Source organism: Paenibacillus humicus NBRC 102415, from assembly GCF_004000905.1.
GTDB lineage: Bacteria > Bacillota > Bacilli > Paenibacillales > Paenibacillaceae > Paenibacillus_O > Paenibacillus_O humicus.
The window spans coordinates 72,659-90,303 of the sequence record NZ_BIMD01000019.1; the positions used below are offsets into that span (position 1 = coordinate 72,659).

Genomic DNA, 17,645 nt, shown 5'->3' on the forward strand with positions numbered 1-17,645 from the left:
TTCCGATGGCCGAAGAAGTCAAGGTTCCGGAGGTCGTTGCTTTTCCTTGCGCCGGATGCGGAGGTCCCATGCTGTTCGATGTCGGCAGCCAGCAGCTCAAATGCCAATACTGCGGCCGCTTGCAGGAAATCGAAGAAGACCGCACCCCGCCCAGCGAGCATGATCTCGAGGACGGCAAGGACGATGCCGACACGGACTGGGGCATCGCCCAGGTCGCGGTCAAATGCGGCAATTGCGGCGGCGAGAGCCTCATTCCCGCGCAGCAGACGGCGACGGTATGCGCGTTTTGCGGCTCTCCCAAGGTGCTGCCGCAGCCGGAGACGGCGAGCATACGTCCGGAATCGCTCATTCCCTTCCATGTCGACAGCGTTGCTGCGGAGGCTTCCTTCCGGTCCTGGAAGAAGAAGCGCTGGTTTCTGCCCAATGCCTTCAAGCGGGAGCGCACGGCCGCCAGGCTGACGGGAATCTATATCCCCTATTGGACGTATGATACGGACACGGACTCCTCCTACTCCGCCCAGCGGGGCGATTATCATTACCGGACTGTGACCCGCACCCGGACGGTAGACGGCAAAACCGAAACGTATACCGAGCAGGAGCGCTATACGGTCTGGCATTTCGTAAGCGGCAGCTACGACCATTTCTTCGACGATGTCCTCATTCCCGCTTCCGGCCAATACGACGCCAAGCTGCTGGACCGGCTCGGCGACTTCCGTCTGGACGGACTGCTCGGCTACAAGCCGGACTATCTCAGCGGTTATGTCGCCGAGCGGTATTCGATCGGCCGCTCCCGGGGCTGGGAGCTGGCCAAGGCGAGAATCGCCTCCTCGGTGGAAAGCGCTGTCCGCTCCCAGATCGGAGGTGACGAGATCAGCAATCTGAGCATCAGCACCCGGTACGCCAACCAGACCTACAAGCATCTGCTGCTGCCGGTATGGAACGCGACCTATACGTACAAATCCAAGCCGTACCGCTTCATGGTCAACGGGCAGACCGGGCTTGTATCCGGCCACGCTCCGCGCAGCCCTTGGAAAATCGCCTTTTTTACACTGGCTTGCCTGGCCGTCCTCGCCGCAGTCGTACTGCTCGTGATGAGCCGCCAAGGACAAGGATAGTGCGGAACCTGCCGGCCGCTGGATGGAATGAATGGCAAAGAGGCTTGGGATGATCCCCAAGCCTCTTTTTTTGATCTTATCGGCTCAGCAAGCGGTAGAGCGCCGCCGCGCTTTCTGCGCGGGTCAGCTGATCGCCCGGAGCGAAGGAGCCGTTGTCCCGTCCTCCGAGCAGTCCAAGGCCTGCGGCTGCAAGGACATCCTTCGCTGCCCAGCCGCTGATGGCGGACTCGTCCTTGAAGGATGGAACGGACGGATTCGACGGCACAGCCGTCAGAATGCCTTCTTTGATTCCGTATGCATAAGCGCGCATCAGCATGACGGCCATTTCCTCGCGGGTAACGGACGCTCCCGGAGCGAAGGCATCACGGCCCCTGCCGCCAATGATGCCGGCGTCATAGGCGGCGCTGACGGAATCCGCGTACCAGGCGTTCTCGCCTACATCCGCGAAAGGCTTGGCGCTGCCCGGCTTCAGCTCCAGGATTCGGGCGAGCATGGCGGCGAATTCCGCGCGGGTGACGGCCTTGTTCGGAGCGAACTGCTGCTCCGAGACGCCGTTCACGAGCTCGCGGGCCGCCAGGAACTGGACGGCGGCTGCCGACCAATGTCCGGCAGGGAGATCGGCGAATTCGCGGCCGGCATGCAGCAGCGCATAAGCGGAGCTGCCGTCGGCCGGAACGGTCCAGCTGCCGTCGGCGCCGTTCCACGTTCCGCGGACATAGGTCCCGGTTCCGGTTCCGTCGATCCGGTATACGTTGGCCGTCTTCCCGTCCGCCGCGGAAGCCGCTTTGAAGCTCAGCTTCATTCCCTTTGCGGATACCGCCTGCTCGGAATCTCCGTTCTGGACGAGCAGTCTGGCCTTAATGGCAGAGCCGATCGCCGCGAGGCTGCCGAATCGGCCTTGCTTCTTGAGCCCGGCCAGAAGAGCGTCCGCCTCTGTGCCGGAGACTTCATCCAAACGGAGGACAAGGCTGCCCTTGCCTTCCGCAGCCGCTGCGGCCAACAGCTCCTGCGGCAGCACGATCGTGGTTGTGCCCTTATGGATCCGCAGCACGGAGCCTGCGGCCAGACCGGCGGCTTCTCTAGGGATCAGCACCGTCTGGACGGCCTCGCCCAGCGTCACGTTCACTTCGCCGCCTGTATCCGGCTTGAGGTCGGCAGCCAAGATCGAGAAGGTCTGCCCGACCGGCGTTGGAGACGGAGAAGCACTGGGAGCAGCAGTCGGTGCCGGCGTCGAAGGCGGGCTGCTCGGGCTTGGCGTCGCACTCGGCGACTCGCTCGGCGTTGCGCTTGGCGACTCGCTCGGCGTCGCACTTGGCGCCTCGCTCGGCTTCGCGCTTGGCGTCGCTTCGCCCGAAGAGCGGTCAATGACGACATTGATCGTCTTGGTTGCTTGGCTTGCCCGCCCTTTATCCGTGTAGAACGGCAGGTTCAGAGTCTCTTGAGTCGGTTCGATATGGAGCACGAACTTGTTCTCTCCAGGCATCAGAGGAATGTTCTTCAGGTACACATTGCCTTGTGCATCCATAGCTCCGTCCGCGATCGGCTGGTTGTTGATCGTGAAGGCTACGCCGTACGGAACGTTGGCGCTAAGCGTCCAATGGTTCTCATCCGTGGAGTAGCGAATGTCCTCCCCGTAGGAAATGCGCGGCTGCAGAACCATCAACGGCATGTCCACCCAGCGGAGGACGTAGTCGTCGACGACCATTCGGTTGCCGCCCTGATTGGAAATTTGAAGCTGCATATTCGTATCGGTGGAGCTGTAGGCCCAGTTCCCCGGATCCGTCGTATCCCCGGCAAGATGCTTGTGGCTGGTGAGAGCTTCCTTGTCCCAGTCGCCGCGGGCGTATTTGTACTGGATCGACTTGCCGGCCATCATCTTGAACGTATATTCCACCACGCTGCGGTTCGTCGCGCCGCTCGGCACGTTCAGCTTCGTCGACGTCACGTTCCAGCCGTTGAAATCGCCGGCGATGGTGATGTCATCCGTGCTTGGCGTATAATCCGGCAGATGGAGACGGAGCGTCACATCCACCATGACCAGCTTCGGCGTCACGCTCTGCTCTTCCGAGAAGCTGCGGTTGTACGCCATGTCATAGGCCGCGACCTTGTAGCGATAGGTCGTATCGTTGCTCACCGTAAAGTCGGTATAGCTGCGCTTGCCGCCCGTAACCGAGGCGATCCGGACGAAGGAGCCATCCGCTCCGGCAGCTCGGTAGATTTCGAAGCCATAGACGGAGTCATCTTCGCTCGTCCAGTTCAGCACCGCCCGGCTGGATTCCACCGTAATGGCGGCGAGCGCCGGAGGTGCCGGCGCATCCGTGTCCTCATTCGGGAACACCGTGACATGCGACAGCCCCGTGGATTCCGTCCAGGTCTCTCCGTTATCGGCAGAGAAGGCGGCGTAATAATGGTACACGCCCGCTTGCAGCGGCTCGAAGGAAGCCGCGTACACCTTGTCCCCGTCGGCTCCGTCCGCCTTGAACTTCAGCGGCTTGGAAGCCGCCTCGGCCTTGGCCGAGCCGTCCGGGAAATACATCAGCTTGCCGATGAGACCGGCCGGCTGCAGGCCGTCTCCCCGGTCCGTCAGGCCGGGAGCCTTCACGGATACGGTCAGCTCGCCCGTCGTCCGGCCTACGCCGAGATAGACGTCCGCAGCGACGGTCGATACGGCCGACACTTCCGTGATGGGATAGGCCGGGGTCGCCGACACGGTCGGGCCCGGCAAGCCTTCGGAAGCGCCTTGGAAGGCAGCAACGCTGTAATAGTACTTCGTTCCATTGGTTACGGCCGTATCGGTGAATGCCGCTTCCGTGCTTGTACCGGCCAGCTCCAGCTTGCCGCCGTCGATCAGCGAACGGTAGACGCGGTAGCCCTCGGCGCCGTCAACGGCATTCCAGGAAAGCTCGACGCTGCCGTTGCCCGCCTTGGCCAGCAGGCCGCCGACTTCCGCGACAGGCGACAGAGCGCCTTCGGAAATCATCATGACGCCGGAGAGAGCCGGCAGCGTGTATTCCAGCTTGCCTCCGGTTACGACGGCGCTGATGCCGCTGCCCAGGCCGTCGACAAGCGTCAGGCCGTCCGGCAGGTAGCCCGTCACGTCGGCCATGATCTTCTGCGCGGCATCCCCGCGGTTGATGGAGACGAGCGCGGCCTTCGTGTCGTTCTTGCGGGCGTAAGCGATGGCGTCGCCGGTAGCGTAGACCGCCTTCAGATCGCCCGTTCTCAGCACCGCCTCCGACTCGCGGAGCTTGGCCGCCTTTTGATAGGAGTCCAGCAGTCCGGCATAAGAGCCGGTTGCCGAATAGCTTTTGCCGTCAGGACCTTCGCTCTCCACGACCCGCTCCCACGGGAACGTACGGCGGGAATCCGGATCCTTCGTGCCGGTCACTCCGACCTCGTCGCCGTAATAGATCGTCGGCGCGCCCGGATAGCCCATCTGGAACAGAGCGACCAGCGCCTGCTGCTTGAGCGCCTTGTCGTCCGCATCCTTGGCGATGACCAGATGCTCCTCCTCGTAGTTCGGGAACATCAGCTTCGTGATGGAACGCGTCGTATCATGGGAATCCACCAGGTTGAGCATCGCCTGCCATGCCTGCTCCGGGTAATCCTCGCGGATGGACTCAAGCGTATCGTTGAAGGTTTTGGCATCGCCGCCGATGAGGAACGCCTGCAGCGCGCCGCGGAAGCGATAGTTCATGACGGAGTCGAATTGGTCTCCGAGCAGGTAATGAGTCGCCACGCCCCACTCCTCGCCCAAAATGATCGGATCCTCGATATCGTTGCCGCCTGCGTCCTTGAGGCCCGCCGTCGACTTGACGGCTTCGCGGAACTTCTGCCAGGTTCCGGTCGATACGTCCGGAGCGACGTCCAGCCGCCAGCCGCCGGAGCCCATCCAAGGCCAGCGCTGCGAGACGACGTTCTGCATGGCCGCTTCGGCATCCTCGGCGGATTTGCCGCTCAAGTCGTGGCCGATGACCGCTTCGCGGTAGCCGATATTGTTCCATTCATGCTGCTCCTCGGAGGAGCCGATCGCGTCCGCGTCGCCAGGCTGCGGCGTCTTGGCATCCATCGCCGGCAGGGAATCGTAGCCCCACCAGGCGTCGTATTTGTAATGCGTGCTCGTGCTGTCCTTGTCCGCCACCTTCACGTTCTCGACCGTGAACCAGTCGATGAAGCCGAAGTCGGCCGGGTATTCGTAGTTCTTGCCCGTCGCGGGGTTCACCTTGCCCGTGAAGAAAGCACGGGCCTGCTGCTCGGCTGCCGCCTTGTCGAGGCTCTCTCCTTTATCCTTTGCCGCGTTTTGCAAGTCGTAGACCTTCGCCCAATACTCGTAAGCGCCGATCTCCGGATATTTGCCGTAGCGGTCGAAATAAATGCTGTCGTCGCCGACGTGGTTGAACACGCCGTCCGTGATGAGATGCATGCCCCTGGCCTTGACGGCCTTGGAGAAGTCGATGAACACCTTGTCCGACGCCTTGCGCGTCTCCTCATAGTTGAGGCCTGAGGCCGGATCGCCAGGCTTGTTGTACACCGGCTCGCCGAACATCGGGTCCAGATGCTTGTAGTCGGTGGCATCGTATTTGTGGTTGGATGCCGCCCATGCGACGGGGTTGAGGTAGATCGCCGTCACGCCGAGAGACTGCAGGTAATCCAGCTTCATCCCGATGCCCTGGATATCCCCGCCGTAGAATTCGTTGGTCCAGGTGCCGTCCGAAGTCGCGTTCGGGTAATACGGCTTGTTCTCCGGCTTCACGCGGTCCGGATTTTCCGGCACGTCGCTCCACTGTCCCGCGACTTGTCCGGGAGCAGGGTCGTTCGCTACTCCGCCGTCAAAGTATTGCAAAGGCAGCGACTTGATCGGAGCGTCCTTGTCGACCCGATTCTCGTTCCGATCCCCGCGGTAGCCGTCCACCAGCTTGGCGCGGTTGTTGTCCGGATTCCCGTCGAAGAAGCGGTCCGGGAAGATCTGGTACACGACGGCGTTCTTCATCCAGTCCGGAGTTTTGTAATCGGCTTTGTATACCGTCAGATCGAATGGTACGGCGCCGTCCTCCGCGGCCATGCCCGTCCCGCCGCGGCTGGACGTGCCGTTCTTGTCGTCGCCGAGCTCCAGCTTGGCCGAGCCGTCGATGAGGATGAATTTATAGCCCCAGATGCCGATTCCGGTGAAGACGGACTTCGGAATGATCGCTTCCCAGTAGTCCTTGCCGTCCACGGTCGTCACCTTGCGCATTTCGTGCGTCGATGCGAGGCCCTCTGCATTCGTCAGCTCCACCCGCGCCATCTGCACGTCGTCCTTGGCAGCGGCCACGCGGAGCGTGAGGTCCGCGCCGTTCTCGGCGATGGCGCCGAACGGCTTCTTGAAGGTGAGCGAGCGGCTGTCGAACTGGATGGCGTCCTTGTTGATCTTGCCGTTCGAACCGCCGCCGGCAAGGAATGTGTCGGCCTTCAGCTTTTGATCTCCTTTGTAGTCGATGCTGAAGATGGCGTACAGATCGTCGCCTCCGACAATATTCAGATTGCCGCCGTTTGGACCTGTCGCGCCGTAGTTCTCCTCCCAGCTCGGGCCAAAGGCAACCTTGGCCTCATACCGGCCTTCCGGCAGCTGGACTTGGAGCTTGTACACGCTGCCGTCCAGGTTGTAGTCGAGGAACCGGTATGTCGCGCCGGCCGGATCCCAATCCGCGGGATCGCCGAGCTTCTTCTGCATGGTTCCGACCAGACGAGGCCATTTCATATCGTCCAGGGATGGAACGTATTGGGCCAGGCCGTGCACCCCAGGCACCGAGATACGGGCTTGTCCGATTTCGTCGTTGACGAAGAAGGTGACCGATTCCGCTTGGTCCAGCTTAAGCTTGAAGTTGTTCCCGTTGTCGCCGAAGCCGTCCCAGGTGCCGTTCTTGGTCAGCTTGAACTCGTAATCGCCGGCAGCGAGCGCCGCCGTATAGGCGTACAAGCAGCCCGTCAGATGCTTGAACTTCCAATTGGCGTCGGCATTGTTCCAGTCGTTCACAGTACCGGCGACATACCAGCTGGACGTGCCGCCCGGCTGATCCTGATAGATGCTGGATGATGCAGGAGGAACAGACACCTCGCTGTTAGCGCTTACAATCGATGCCTGTCCCATGCCGGCCAACAGTTGCAGAACAAGCAGGCAGGCCATGACGGCCCCTATGCTCCGGTTGCGGATGATCCGCTGCCATTTCATCTTGTTTCCCCCCAGATTAGAATAGGGCCTAAATAAGGCCAAAGGATAACGATAGTGCAAACGTTTGCGCATGTTTCTATTATTTAGCATATCATTCCTGTTTTTCCTCTGTCAATGAAAAAAGTAATCGCTTCCATTTTTATTCCAGACGATTTCTCTTTTCGATTTTTTTCATAAAAAAACCGCCTCGGGCCGAGGCGGTTCCAGGGTCGATTAAAGCAAGGCTTCAGACCTGTTTTTATTTGCTGGCGGCCGATCCTTGCAGCGCCGCTTCAAGCTGCTCGACCGGAATCGCATCTGTCGGAATGGCGCCCGTAAAGGCAGCCTTCTCGCCGACTTTGCTGTATGATGTCGTGGAATGCATGACGAGCTTGAGCGGACCGGATTTGCCCCCGGCATACTCGATGTTGGCGTCGACGCTTTCGTAGGCCATTTTGCCGTCCTTGACCGCTCCGAGCACCTTGACCTCGCTGAGCTTCAGCTGTTCCTTCAGCTTCTTGGACAGCTCCGATTGCGGATCTTGCAGCTGTTTCTTGCTGTCTTCCGCTTCCGCCTTGTCCATGCCGAGCGCCTTCAGGTACTGCTCGTTGCCGAGCACCACGTCAAGCACGGCAGGAATCGCCTTCTGCGCCGCAGTCGCCTTCGCATCCTCGGCATTGGAGGAATCGATCAGGAACTGGGAGACGGAGTCCGGCTCCAGGCCTTCAGGAAGACCCTGCACGTCTTTCGCTTTCAAGCTCTTGAAGTAGGTCTTCTCTTCAAAAGGCTTGATGAAAGCAGCTCCGGCTTCCAGCATAAGCTTCTGCTGCACCGCAGGATCCAGCGCCGCGGCTTGCTCGCCCTGCTCCTCGGCCAGCTTGTCCGTGTCGATGACGACATACTTGTCCGCCAGCTGCGCGGTCGCAGGCAGGGCCGGTATCGACGGAACCTTCACATACAGCTTGCTGCCGGTCATGATGATCGGCAGCGTCAGATTCATCTGAGGATTGCCGGGAAGCGCCAGCTGGACGTTGGCATCCGTGCGCATCGGATCCTTCTGGTAGACGCCGTCCATCGTTATGTTCATTCCCTTCAGCAGGCTGGCGGCTTCGCCGGTTGCTGCGCCTGCAGCCTGACCGGAAGGGAGCTGAAGATCGTCAAAATTAACAGTCGAATGGAAAGCGTAAGAGGAAGCCGCTGCGATGCTCGCAAGGGCGGATTCGAGCTCTGCCTTCGGAGATGGGGATTTGCTGCATCCGGCGGCCGCTACAAGCGCCGCAGCGGACAGGACTGCGAGCGTTTGCTTCCAGGGCCGGTTTTTCGCGTTCAATGTATTTCCTCCTTTGAAATCCTGCGTGAAATCTACTCTTTGTATTCTACCATTGTCGATGGGAATTGAATAAGGGGGAGAACAAGTAATCAAAAAATTATTCAATTCGAGTAATGATTTGCATATCAAAAAAACCGCTCCCGCACTACGGGAACGGCCTCGATCCCACCCGCTGTTCCTTCCGGCTTAACTGCCCTCGGGATTGTGATGGTCGACATGATTGCGGTTTTTGACCGTCTTGCTGCCCGACATCGGCTGCTGCGGCTGTCCGTGGTCCCGGTCGCGGGATGCCTTGCGGTCTTCATCCGGATTGGGAACCGGAATGCTGTCCGGCTTGCTCATCGGCTTCTCCTCCTTTTGCTGTCTAAGGTCAGGTCAATTGATGATCCAGATCGGTCTCGTCGCCATGGTTCAGATTGTCCTGATGCCTGCGGTCCTCCGATTGGCGCTGCAGCTGGTTGGCATTATGCGCGTTCACCGGCTCCATTTCGAGATCCTTGGCCACATTCTGCAGGTTTTTATCCGGTCCTTTTTGCTTCGTCAAGCTCCATTCCCCCTTTGCTCAGACTTTGGTCAAGCGATGCAGCGCCTGGGCGCATTCATGCAAATGCCGGATATAGTCGGCTACCTGCTCCTGTACGAGCTCCTTGCGCTCGTCGATCGTCTGCTTGTCCTGATCGACATCGATCAGCGTCACTTGAACTTCCCGGCTGTCCACATAGGTAACCTTGAAGTCGTACGAGTACATCTGATGCCCGGCGCCGAAGATCGTGACCCGCAGCGATCGCGGATCCTCTTCATCGGCATGGACTTCGCAGCGGTCGGTCTCATTCATCGTTGTCGGGAGCGTTTCATTCCAGGCCTCGACCAAGCGGGACTGGTCCAGCTGAAGCATATCGGGATTGCTCATTGGCCTTCCACCTCCATCCCGTAGGTTGCATCGAAATCAGGTTTTCTATGCCTCGATACGGCCTAATACGGCGGATGACGAAGATGCTTGCAAAATGTTTCCTGACGGCTGAACGACAATCGGCTCCTGCTGCAGCAAAAATAAAAAAGCCCGGACATTCCTGTCCGGGCTTGAGCTTTAGTTGAAATGAATTGGCGGAGAGAGTGGGATTCGAACCCACGTGGGCTTGCACCCTAACGGTTTTCAAGACCGCCCCGTTATGACCGCTTCGGTATCTCTCCATCGTTCAATACCTGAGCATTGTACCATAGCCGTTTCCCTCTAGGCAACCGATTCAAGGCAAAAAAAGCGCCATTCCTGGAAGGAATGGCGCTCCAAGCATGAAGAGAGTCAATCAACCGCGCGGACCGATAACCTCAATGCCGCCCATGTAAGGACGAAGCACCTCAGGCACGAGGATCGTTCCGTCGGCTTGCTGATAATTCTCCAGGACTGCGGCGACCGTACGGCCTACCGCAAGACCGGAGCCGTTCAGCGTGTGCACGAACTCCGGCTTGCTCTTGGCGTCGCGCTTGAAGCGGATGCCGGCACGGCGCGCCTGGAAATCCTCGCAGTTGGAGCAGGAGGAGATTTCGCGGTACGTATTGGCGCTTGGAAGCCAAACTTCGAGATCGTAGGTCTTCGCGGCCGAGAAGCCCATGTCGCCGGTGCAGAGCTGCAGCACGCGGTAGGGAAGGCCCAGCAGCTGCAGCACGCGCTCGGCGTTCTGCGTCATGGACTCGAGCTCGTCATAGGATTCCTCGGGCTTGGCCAGCTTCACGAGCTCCACCTTGTTGAACTGATGCTGGCGAATCAGGCCGCGCGTGTCCCGTCCTGCCGCTCCGGCTTCGGAACGGAAGCAGGCGCTGAAGGCGACAAAACGCTTCGGAAGGTCATCCGCGGCAAGGATTTCTTCCCGGTGCAGGTTCGTTACCGAAACCTCCGCCGTCGGAATCAGATAGTACTCGCTGTCCTTGATTTTGAACAAATCTTCTTCGAACTTAGGCAGCTGTCCGGTTCCGACCAGGCTGTCGCGGTTCACGATCTGCGGAGGCAGCACCTCGGAGTAGCCGTGCTGGTCGCTGTGCAGATCCATCATGAAGTTGAGGAGAGCACGCTCCAGGCGGGCGCCCAGACCCGTGTAGAAGACGAACCGGGAGCCGGTGACCTTGGCCGCACGCTCGAAGTCGAGAAGGCCGAGTCCTTCAGCCAGATCCCAGTGGGCCTTCGGCTCGAACTCATACGTGCGGGGCTCGCCATGACGGCGGATTTCCACGTTGTCTTCCTCGCCGCCGCCGACGGGCACGCTATCATTCGGCATGTTCGGAATCGCGAGCAGAAGAGCCTCAAGCTCCTCGTCCAGCACGCGCAGCTCTTCGTCGAGCTCCTTGATGCGGTCGCCGACCTCGCGCATCTCCACGATGAGGGCTTCGGCGTCGCCGCCGTTTTTCTTCAGCTTGGCTACTTCCTGAGACACCGTGTTGCGGCGGTTCTTCAGCGTTTCGCCTTCCTGCAATATTCCGCGGCGCTTCGCGTCCAGCTCCGGGAAGGAGGAGATGAGGTCCAGCGGTTTCTTGCGGTCGGTCAGCGCTTTGGCTACCCGGTCATATTCATTTCTAAGCAGTCGTACGTCAAGCACGGTCGGGGCACCCCTCTCTGATTCTTGAAAAACAGACATCAGGGCGGACGTTATAACGTCCACCCTGACGGATTGATTATCGCTTCACCTGCGCCGCTTCTTGAACCATGTTCGCGAAGTAGGCGTGCAGGCTGTAATCATCGGTAAGCTCCGGATGGAACGATGCCGCCAGCAGCGTTCCTTCGCGGGCAGCGACTATCTCGCCGTTATGCGTCGAGAGGACCTCGACGCCGCTGCCTACCTCGCCGATCAATGGAGCGCGGATGAACACGGCTCGCACCGGATTGTCGATGCTTTGGATGGCGAGCTCCGTCTCGAAGCTTTCGCGCTGGCGGCCGAATGCGTTGCGTACGACAGTCATGTCCATCAAGCCGAGATGAGGCTCCTCGCCCCCTTGGATCGTCTTGGCCAAGACGATAAGCCCTGCGCACGTTCCGAACAGCGGCTTGCCCGCTTCATGGAACTTGCGCAGCGCGTCGATGAAGCCGTACTTGCGCATCAGCTTGCCGATGGTCGTGCTCTCGCCGCCAGGGATGACAAGCCCGTCCAGCTGCTCCAGATCTTCGACTCGCTTGACCGCGACCGCTTCCGCGCCGGCAGCCTGGAGACTGCGAATGTGCTCTGCTACGGCGCCCTGCAGCGCCAGTACACCGATCTTCTGGGTCATTTCGCTAAGGCCTTCTTTCTTTCTGCCGCCAGCCGCTTACCAGCCCCGGTCGGACATGCGCTCATGCGGCGCCAGCTTGGAGATCTCGATGCCTTTCATCGCGCCGCCGAGGTTTTTGGATACTTCGGCGATCAGCTTGTAGTCCGTATAGTGAGTCGTCGCTTCCACGATGGCGCGGGCGAATTTCTCCGGGTTGTCGGACTTGAAGATGCCGGAGCCGACGAATACGCCGTCAGCGCCCAGATGCATCATCAGAGCCGCATCGGATGGCGTAGCCACGCCGCCTGCAGCGAAGTTGACGACCGGAAGCTTGCCCGTCTCGTGCACGTCGAGCAGCAGCTCGTAGTTGACGCCCAGGTTTTTGGCTTCCGCATACAGCTCGTCCTTGGACAGGCCTTTGATCTTGCGGATCTGGCCCGTGATCAGGCGCATGTGGCGAACGGCTTCAACAATGTTGCCCGTTCCCGGCTCGCCCTTGGTACGCATCATCGATGCGCCTTCCTGGATGCGGCGCAGAGCCTCGCCCAGATCCTTGGCTCCGCATACGAACGGAACCGTGAATTCGCGCTTGTCGATATGGAACACTTCGTCGGCCGGCGTGAGCACTTCGCTCTCGTCGATATAGTCGGCGCCGAGCGCTTCCAGCACGCGCGCTTCCACATAATGGCCGATGCGGGCTTTGGCCATGACCGGGATGGAAACGACCTTCATCACCTCTTCGAGGACAGTCGGGTCCGCCATGCGGGCTACGCCGCCTGCGGCGCGGATATCCGAAGGCACGCGCTCAAGGGCCATGACTGCCGTAGCGCCTGCCGCTTCGGCGATCTTGGCCTGCTCCGCGTTCATGACGTCCATGATGACGCCGCCTTTTTGCATTTCCGCCATACCTCGTTTAACTCGCGATGTTCCTGTTTCCAACATGGTCTGAAAGCCTCCTATAGTCTGTTCGCCCAAGACGGGGCGATGACAACTTTTCCGAGTTGATTATCCCAAATTCTATCATGTACGCCAAGCGGCGACAACTCATGCATGAAACTATTGCAGGAAAGCCTCAGGTGTTATTGCCCGTTCCCGGCGGATTCCTCCCGCGGTCAGCGAGACCCGTATGACCGCGCTCCGCGCAGTTCGGCTGAGCATGCTTATCCCGCTATAACCGTTCGTATTAGAACAAATCGACGATGCCCTTGAACAGCCCGGAGAAAAATCCTCCGATGCCGCGCAGCATCAGCTTGAACCAGCCTGCCTTCTCCACGCCTTCCGCGGCGATGAGATTGATCTCTTTCGTAACCGCTGTGCCGGTGTCGGCATCCGTATACTTATACGTAACCGTTCCGATCTTCTGTCCCTGTGCGACCGGAGCGACAAGCTCGCCCGTCTTGGGGATCGACGTGGCAATGATCTTCGGCTCGACTGCCGCGCCTTTCTTCACCATAAGCGTGAAGTCGGATTCCGTCACCAGGCCTACGGTTTTCGCTTTGCCTTTTGTTATTGTAGCCTCCGCGGCGGATTCTACTACGGTTTTCGGCTGAACGATCGTTTTGCGCTCCAGGTTGCTGAAAGCCCAGTCGTACAGCTTGCGCGTCTCGAGGAAACGGGCGCCTTTCGTCTTGGTATGGTACACGACGCTGATCAGGCGGGTGTCGCCGCGCTTGACCGTTCCCGTGAAGCAGTAACCCGCTGCGCTGAGATAGCCGGTCTTCATGCCGTCCACGCCGTCATAGACATACTGCTTGAAGTTGGTGTTGCCTTTGTTGCCTTCAAGCATCCAATCGTTGTTGATCATCGGCTTGGCGTCCCGTTCCCGGAACTTGACGGAAGGAATCTTGGAGTAGTCCAGGAATTCCGGAGTTTCCTTCAATATGATCATGGCGAGCTTGGCCATATCCTTGGCTGCGATGACGGTCGTATCGAGAAGACCTGTCGCGCTCGTGAACTGAGCCGTCTTGAGGCCGAGCTCCTGAGCCTTGGCATTCATCTCGGTGACGAAGCCGGCCTCGGATCCTCCTAGGAAGGAAGCCAGCGCGACAGTCGCATCATTGGCCGACGCGACCGACATAGCGGTGTACAGTTCCTTGACCGTATGGGTATCGCCTTCCGCCAGATAGATCTGGGATCCGTCCTTCGGCGTGCTTGCCGCTTCCTTGCTGACCGATATTTCCTGATCCCACTTAAGCTTGCCGCTTTTGACGGCGTTGAGGACCATATATTCCGTCATCATCTTGGTCATGCTTGCCGGAGGCAGAGGCTTGTCAATGTTATAGGAATAGAGGACTTGTCCCGTGTCGGCATCGATCAGGATGGCCGCATCGGCAGCCAGGCCAAGCGGATTGTCTTTGCTGACTGCCGGGGCGTTGCTGCTGCTCGTATTGGGTGCCGCGGATGCCGCGGGAGTAATAGCCGGAGCGATATAAGAGCCTGCAATGAGAGTAGCCGCCACGATGGCGGAGACAACCGGCTTCACGAGAGCCGGAGCGAATCTTGCTTTCAATTTGTTCTCTCCTTCACCATGGATTAATCAGGTTTTATTGTACCATACCGTTAACGAGGCGGGGGATGTTTTTGCTTTATCCGACATGCAAAAAGAGCAGTCCGCGCGCGGCGCGGACTGCTTCTTAGAAAAATCTAATCCTTGTTCCTAGAGCGAATAGTTCGGGGCTTCCTTCGTGATCTGCACGTCATGCGGATGGCTCTCGCGAAGACCTGCGCCCGTAATGCGGATGAACGAGGTATCGTTCTTGAGCGCTTCTATGGTCGCCGTTCCGCAATAGCCCATTCCTGCTCGCAAGCCGCCGATCAGCTGGTGGACCGTATCGGCCAGCGGCCCTTTGTAAGGCAAGCGGCCTTCGATGCCTTCCGGCACGAGCTTGTTCTCGTTCTCCTGGAAGTAGCGGTCCTTGCTGCCTTCCTTCATCGCGCCGAGTGAGCCCATGCCGCGATATACCTTGAAGCGGCGGCCCTGGTAGATCTCCGATTCGCCCGGGCTTTCTTCCGTTCCGGCGAACAGGCTGCCGATCATGATCGCGCTGGCGCCGGCTGCGATCGCTTTGGTGATGTCGCCGGAATACTTGATTCCGCCGTCGGCGATGACCGGCACATTGTACTCGCGTGCCGCCGTGGCGCAGTCATAGATCGCCGTTACCTGCGGCACGCCGATGCCGGCGATGACGCGTGTCGTACAGATGGAGCCGGGGCCGATGCCGACTTTGACGACCGAGGCTCCAGCTTCGATCAGGTCTCTCGTCGCTTCGGCCGTGGCGACGTTGCCCGCGATGATCGTCAGCTCGGGGTAAATGCTCCGCAAATTGCGGACGGCTTCGATGATATTAATATGATGCCCGTGCGCGGAGTCCACGACCAGAACGTCGATGCCTGCTTCGACGAGCGCCGCAGCGCGCTCTTCCGTGTCCTTGGAGATGCCGACGGCAGCTCCGCATAAGAGCCTGCCCTGCTTGTCCTTGGCTGCGTTCGGGAATTGAATCGCCTTTTCGATATCTTTGATCGTGATGAGGCCTTTAAGCGTATTCGTCTCGTCTACGAGCGGCAGCTTCTCGATCTTATGCTTCTGAAGCAAGACTTCCGCTTCTTGCAGCGTCGTTCCCACAGGAGCCGTTACCAGCTCTTCGTGGGTCATCACTTCTTTGATTTTCATGGAGTAATCATGTACGAAACGAAGGTCGCGGTTCGTCAAAATGCCGACCAGCTTGCCCTCTTCGTTGACAATCGGCACGCCGGAAATGCGGTATTTGCCCATCAGCTCTTCCGCGTCGTACACATGATGCTCGGGAGTCAGGGAGAACGGGTTCGTGATGACGCCGCTCTCGGAGCGCTTGACGCGGTCGACCTCTTCCGCCTGCTGGGCGATCGTCATGTTCTTGTGAATGATGCCGATGCCGCCTTCTCTCGCCAGCGCGATCGCCAAGGCAGCCTCCGTTACGGTATCCATGCCCGCGCTGATCAGCGGGATGTTCAGCTTGACGCTGTCGCTCAGCTGGGTACCGACCTGGACTGCGCGCGGCAGCACCTCCGAGCGGCGGGGTACAAGCAGCACATCGTCGAACGTGAGGCCTTCTTTAGCGAATTTCGATTCCCACACGAATGATTTCCTCCTATTTGTTATGGCTTGCCGAAATATATTATTGACCATCTTAGCAGAGGGGTATAGGGCTGTCAACCTAGCGGAATCTTGCTTTCATAGTCATTTTCAGAGGCGCTTCCACCTCTTGCCAGACCTTGTGTCTCTTGGATGTATGCCTGCAATAGGCAGATGCCGATCATCCTTGGTGTTCATCGGTCAAAGGATAGATGCAGCGCGGACTCCAGAGCAGATATTGATCGACCCCTGCTTCGCGGGCGGCCCGAATCTGCTCCCGGATTTCCTTCTCTCCATAGGCAAGGTGGGGATGCAGCCATGTCGCCGTAAAGCTTTGCAGCCAAGGCCTGATCTGAGCGGGCTTGATTCCGCTCTGGATCAGATAGCGGTTGCGGGCAGCCGCGTCGCTCATCGATTTCCGGATGACAGCGGATGGATTGAGATCGGGCTGTGGAATTCCATACATGCCCGCCGAGTAATGCGAAGGATAGACCATCGGCGAAATGGCATCCACGCTCGAAGCTACCGAACGCCACGTCTGGCCAATCCCCATATCATCCGAAGAGGATGTAACCAGGCCGAATACATCCGCGGATATCGGCTTTCCATGCAGCTTATCCCTCGCACGGCCGAGGAATTGCCCGATCGCTTCCGATTTGTTTGTCCCGTGCGAGCCATAATCAATGACCGCCTCTGCCCGCTTTCCATTGGCGGGGAAGCGGACGTAGTCGAATTGAATCTCGTCAAATCCCAGCTCGGCGGCTTCCTGGGCGATCGCAATATTATAATTCCATACCTCGCTTCGATAAGGATTGATCCAGGCCTTCCCCTTGGAATCCCTCCATACCTTGCCGCTCTGCTCATGCAGTGCCCAATCCGGTACACGGCTGGCCAGCCAGGCATCCTTGAAAACGACCAGCCTTCCGATCACGTAGAGCCCTTCGGCATGGAGCTCGTCGATCAATTGCGTAGGCTGAGCCATGAGAGGCCTGCGATCGGCTCCAATTCGATGAGCCAGCCGCACTTTCGAAGGATAAGTCAGCAAGCCGTAATCATCTTTGACATCGATGACCATGGCATTGATTTCTGTCCGCTTCGCCAGATCGCGAAGCCTTCCCATCGCCTTCGGGCTTCCTGCCGCGTAGCCGGATACGTAGATGCCTCTGACGGGTTCGGCAACAGGCCCTTTGGCCGAATCCGCCCTTTGACCGATTCCGGTCGGCTCCTTCGCACCAGCTGCCGCGGCTGTGCTGCTGACTTTGAAAGGTTCCTTAAGCGTCTTTAAAGTATTTTCAGCAACGGAATGGGCGTGATCAATCTGCTTTTGGAGATTATCCGGGTGTTTCTCGATACCGGTGTTCCAACCTTCGGAAGCCGTCAGCATATGCGCTCCGGGTGCAATTCCATTTCCTTCGGGGATGGCAAGCCCCAGCATCATGATTCCGGCGAACGCCAATGCGACTCGAATGCTTCGATTCCCCTTCATCTGCTTCACCTCCAATGACCGATTTGGTGATGATTAGTATGAGCGGATTGAAGGGAAATAATCGGGCAAAGACGGTTTGTCCGAAATGCGCCTCTGTCCAACACACATGCGCTTATTCTGAATAGAAAAAAAAGCCTGACCGGCGATTGCTCGCAGATCAGGCTTCTCTCTGTGCTTGGCGA

Annotated in this window: 12 protein-coding genes and 1 tRNA gene; 1 reads left to right on the forward strand and 12 read right to left on the reverse strand. The window is 59.0% G+C overall.

Translation table 11 applies throughout. The features are described 5' to 3' along the window. Positions 1 to 5: 5 nt before the first annotated feature. The gene (locus PHU01S_RS13495; protein ID WP_127508003.1) at positions 6 to 1,115 is read left to right on the forward strand and encodes a TFIIB-type zinc ribbon-containing protein; all 1,110 of its coding nucleotides are present in this window, start codon (positions 6 to 8) and stop codon (positions 1,113 to 1,115) included. Positions 1,116 to 1,191: 76 nt separating this feature from the next. On the opposite strand, the gene PHU01S_RS13500 is transcribed toward PHU01S_RS13495, so the two are convergent. From PHU01S_RS13500 to PHU01S_RS13550, 12 genes are all read right to left on the reverse strand, one after another. Next, positions 1,192 to 7,323 (reverse strand): alpha-amylase family glycosyl hydrolase, encoded by a 6,132-nt coding sequence (locus tag PHU01S_RS13500; protein ID WP_127508005.1) that lies wholly within the window; start codon positions 7,321 to 7,323, stop codon positions 1,192 to 1,194. Positions 7,324 to 7,561: 238 nt separating this feature from the next. Further along, positions 7,562 to 8,632: a hypothetical protein gene (locus PHU01S_RS13505; RefSeq protein WP_048745937.1), complete on the reverse strand. Its 1,071-nt coding sequence runs from the start codon at positions 8,630 to 8,632 to the stop codon at positions 7,562 to 7,564. 186 nt (positions 8,633 to 8,818) lie between these two features. Further along, positions 8,819 to 8,974: a small acid-soluble spore protein P gene (locus tag PHU01S_RS13510; protein ID WP_048745939.1), complete on the reverse strand. Its 156-nt coding sequence runs from the start codon at positions 8,972 to 8,974 to the stop codon at positions 8,819 to 8,821. A gap of 28 nt (positions 8,975 to 9,002) precedes the next feature. Continuing rightward, positions 9,003 to 9,176, reverse strand: a complete 174-nt coding sequence (locus PHU01S_RS25785) for a hypothetical protein (protein ID WP_021879957.1) — start codon at positions 9,174 to 9,176, stop codon at positions 9,003 to 9,005. 18 nt (positions 9,177 to 9,194) lie between these two features. Next, positions 9,195 to 9,542, reverse strand: coding sequence for a hypothetical protein (locus tag PHU01S_RS13515; protein ID WP_021879958.1), 348 nt, complete (start codon positions 9,540 to 9,542; stop codon positions 9,195 to 9,197). A gap of 192 nt (positions 9,543 to 9,734) precedes the next feature. Then, positions 9,735 to 9,823: transfer RNA gene (locus tag PHU01S_RS13520), tRNA-Ser, on the reverse strand. A 113-nt stretch (positions 9,824 to 9,936) separates the two neighbouring features. Then, positions 9,937 to 11,220, reverse strand: coding sequence for a serine--tRNA ligase (serS, locus tag PHU01S_RS13525; protein WP_048745940.1), 1,284 nt, complete (start codon positions 11,218 to 11,220; stop codon positions 9,937 to 9,939). A gap of 76 nt (positions 11,221 to 11,296) precedes the next feature. Continuing rightward, a complete protein-coding gene (gene pdxT, locus PHU01S_RS13530) occupies positions 11,297 to 11,887 on the reverse strand; it encodes a pyridoxal 5'-phosphate synthase glutaminase subunit PdxT (RefSeq protein ID WP_127508007.1) in 591 nt (196 codons plus the stop codon). Positions 11,888 to 11,923: 36 nt separating this feature from the next. Beyond that, the gene (gene pdxS / locus PHU01S_RS13535; RefSeq protein ID WP_048745943.1) at positions 11,924 to 12,805 is read right to left on the reverse strand and encodes a pyridoxal 5'-phosphate synthase lyase subunit PdxS; all 882 of its coding nucleotides are present in this window, start codon (positions 12,803 to 12,805) and stop codon (positions 11,924 to 11,926) included. 244 nt (positions 12,806 to 13,049) lie between these two features. After that, positions 13,050 to 14,375 (reverse strand): D-alanyl-D-alanine carboxypeptidase family protein, encoded by a 1,326-nt coding sequence (locus tag PHU01S_RS13540; protein WP_232312970.1) that lies wholly within the window; start codon positions 14,373 to 14,375, stop codon positions 13,050 to 13,052. Positions 14,376 to 14,522: 147 nt separating this feature from the next. Continuing rightward, a complete protein-coding gene (gene guaB / locus PHU01S_RS13545) occupies positions 14,523 to 15,980 on the reverse strand; it encodes an IMP dehydrogenase (protein WP_048745941.1) in 1,458 nt (485 codons plus the stop codon). A 178-nt stretch (positions 15,981 to 16,158) separates the two neighbouring features. Continuing rightward, a complete protein-coding gene (locus PHU01S_RS13550) occupies positions 16,159 to 17,463 on the reverse strand; it encodes a putative glycoside hydrolase (protein ID WP_232316984.1) in 1,305 nt (434 codons plus the stop codon). Positions 17,464 to 17,645: the final 182 nt, after the last annotated feature.